The sequence below is a fragment of the Endozoicomonas sp. ONNA2 genome (assembly GCF_024606365.1).
Classification (GTDB): domain Bacteria; phylum Pseudomonadota; class Gammaproteobacteria; order Pseudomonadales; family Endozoicomonadaceae; genus Endozoicomonas.
The window spans coordinates 1-2,625 of record NZ_JAHHPO010001162.1; the positions used below are offsets into that span (position 1 = coordinate 1).

General features: G+C 49.3%; 1 protein-coding gene. It reads left to right on the top strand.

Translation table 11 applies throughout. The features are described from left to right. Nucleotides 1-184 precede the first annotated feature (184 nt). Entirely contained in the window at nt 185-1,942 is a 1,758-nt protein-coding gene (locus KDK14_RS20525; RefSeq protein ID WP_257267097.1) for a hypothetical protein, read from the top strand. The last annotated feature ends 683 nt before the right edge of the window (nt 1,943-2,625 follow it).

Genomic DNA, 2,625 nt, shown 5'->3' on the forward strand with positions numbered 1-2,625 from the left:
GAATTTTTAGTAAATAGAACCACTATTCACAAAAAAATTCCGACTTTTTAGACCAGGTTGCTGCCACCGCAGGACTGCATGGATGCAAGAGCCAGAGCAACGCAGGAGCAATTGCCGTGCAGGGCAGGGGGGGCTATTCTTGGACATCTTCCCGGTTGATAACAGTTTATTGAGGAGAGCCTTTATGAATCCAGGCCATGCCCCGTTGTCAAATACCTCTGGTGTCGGCTGTCAAGCCAGAGAGTTGCAGCCACTAATTGACGAGATTGTCGAGCGTCGGTTTTGCCATCAGTGTGTAAAGTATATTGAACACCCTCCCTTTATGGTTTCTTGCTGTTGTGGACACACCTACCACAATAGCTGTTCTATGGAGATGACCCGGGAAGTTGCTCAGTGCTCAGTCTGTCAGAGAACACCAGTGGAGTTTGTCAGGGATACTGATTTTGCCGAAGAGGTGAAGAAGTACGACTGGAGTCTTTTTGAACCAGTGTCGGCAGTGGCTGGTGTCCGTACACCGACTCAGGTCGATGATCGTGGGGCAGCCAGTGAATACCATGGGTCGATGATGGCAGTCCCGGAAGCATCCGGGCTATCAGCGATCCGGAATCAGCAAGCTGTTGATGTAGCGGGGCTCGAAAGAGCTATTGCCCAGCTAGGTACTTACGGACAGCACAAGTTGGACCCTCAGGAACGAGTGCTGTCAGGGGTTGCTCTGCCGACAGTTGCTGAAACGACCGCTTGCCCATCACTGAAGCTTAATATGGTCAGCATGACCAAGACATTTGAGCGGCTTTTGGCGCAACTGTGGATGCCAGACGAACTGTTCGATCTGGCAAGCGGCGATGGCTATGGGTTTCTGTGGGAGATGATGGCTCTTGGGGTGGTGCCGAATTGGCAGGAACTATGCCGGGAAGGCCATCTTTGCGGCAAGCAGATGAATATCTCCGAGTCCGCTGGTGGTCGCGCCTTCTTTGCCGCTATGCAGCAACATCTTGATCAGCTGGCACCGGAACATCAATTCTTTGTTACCTTCGCCTGCTCACGAACGGATTGCCCGGAACCCATCTCGCCAGTGGTGCGAATTTTTCGTCACCCCACAGAACGTCTTCTGATACTTCTATACACGATCGGTGAGCAGGTATTGAACCGTGCCCTTGGGCGCCTGGTTTATGCGAGTTTTGCCAGTGGAACCCAGTTAGTGAAATACCTCCAATTTCTTATGCTGGCCAGTGAGTCAACCGAGGCTATTTTTGTTCGCCCGACCCAACAGGGAGAGCCTGATGCTGAAGGTTTGGATAAAATTGATGTCAAGACATTTATTCACCAGTACCCTCCGAGGGATTTCGGACTGGGGGATCCATCAAAAAATAACAGGCGGATTCTTCTTTATGCCGCCCAGAGTCTTGGTTTGCAGCGTATCCGCAAAGAGGATGCCAGGAAGGTCGCCCTGCTGAATAACATGATTCAGGGTAATCTGCGTGATTCTCAACTGACCGTCAAACAGGTGATTAACCGTATCCTGGAGCTTGGTTATCACAAGGAGCGAGGGGTACATCTCGTTTTCGGACTGCCATCTGCGCAGATGCCCTGGCTGCCCATGAGCGAGGTTGAGACCGGTAGACAAATGATCCGTTTGCAGAACGAGTTAGCCGATGTCTTGATGGAGATGTATGAACTACGGGCCACCAGTAAAACGGATTATATAGTGATGCAACTTGAGCCAGAGGTATCCACTTTGCCAGAAGCAATTCTGGTGCTGGTCCTTGATGTCGACAGACTTTATCTGGTGAATATGAAAGACAGGTCGGTGTCTGTCCAGTGTTCATCGAACATCAATGATATCTGTGACTTCTGCCAAGTGTTTATGAGCGGCTGTCAAACCCTGAAGGCAAATATTATCTCTTATGCACCGACCCAACACCAAAAAATTCGCGCTGTATAGTCGCCCGGAAGCCCTGAATGGCGCAATTGTCTGATCCATTGATTCTTAACAACCCGCTATGGCGGCTTCCGATTCCTGAAGAGCCTGAACTATCTGGTTTCCTCACTCTATCTGAAGAAAGCTGAACGAGGATTGTGGCCCTGTTATGGTGTTGACATTGCGTCTGATGGTCTATGCTGCTATCCAACATAGAAAAAGCCATGAACAAGCAGAGTCGTGTATTCTTAAACCAGAAAAAAAACCTGCCAGAATCCGGCGATAAGGTGTGGTTTTTTCTGTCTTCAAGGGGGTAGTGTATTTACGGTCAATAATCAGGGACAACGTGTGGTCGGTTTGAAAGTCAGTGGACGATTACTCCGGTTTAAGGTTTGGTTTATGCACCGATATCTTCCTGATTGGGGCGGTGAAAGACAGCTTGACATCCCACTTGCGTGACCCCGAACCTGTCTTATTTGTTTTTGACCAGGCAGAAAACCGTGTGTATACCATCAAGGTTGTGATGTTGGAAACAATGGGCAGTCGACGTTAAGACACCGCTCATGTAGTAAATTCTATTCTCTTTTTTTACCGGCGACGAGCGACGGGCGGCAAATTCCATAAGACTGTCTACTATTAGAGCTAGTTGGACGTAAGTAGCTGGCCATATGGAATCGAATATTTCTGGCTACTTGGGCTGGTACTAT

Excerpts from the sequence above, each read along its gene's own strand:
- KDK14_RS20525 (WP_257267097.1), top strand. The coding sequence starts at position 185 with ATGAATCCAGGCCATGCCCCGTTGTCAAATACCTCTGGTGTCGGCTGT.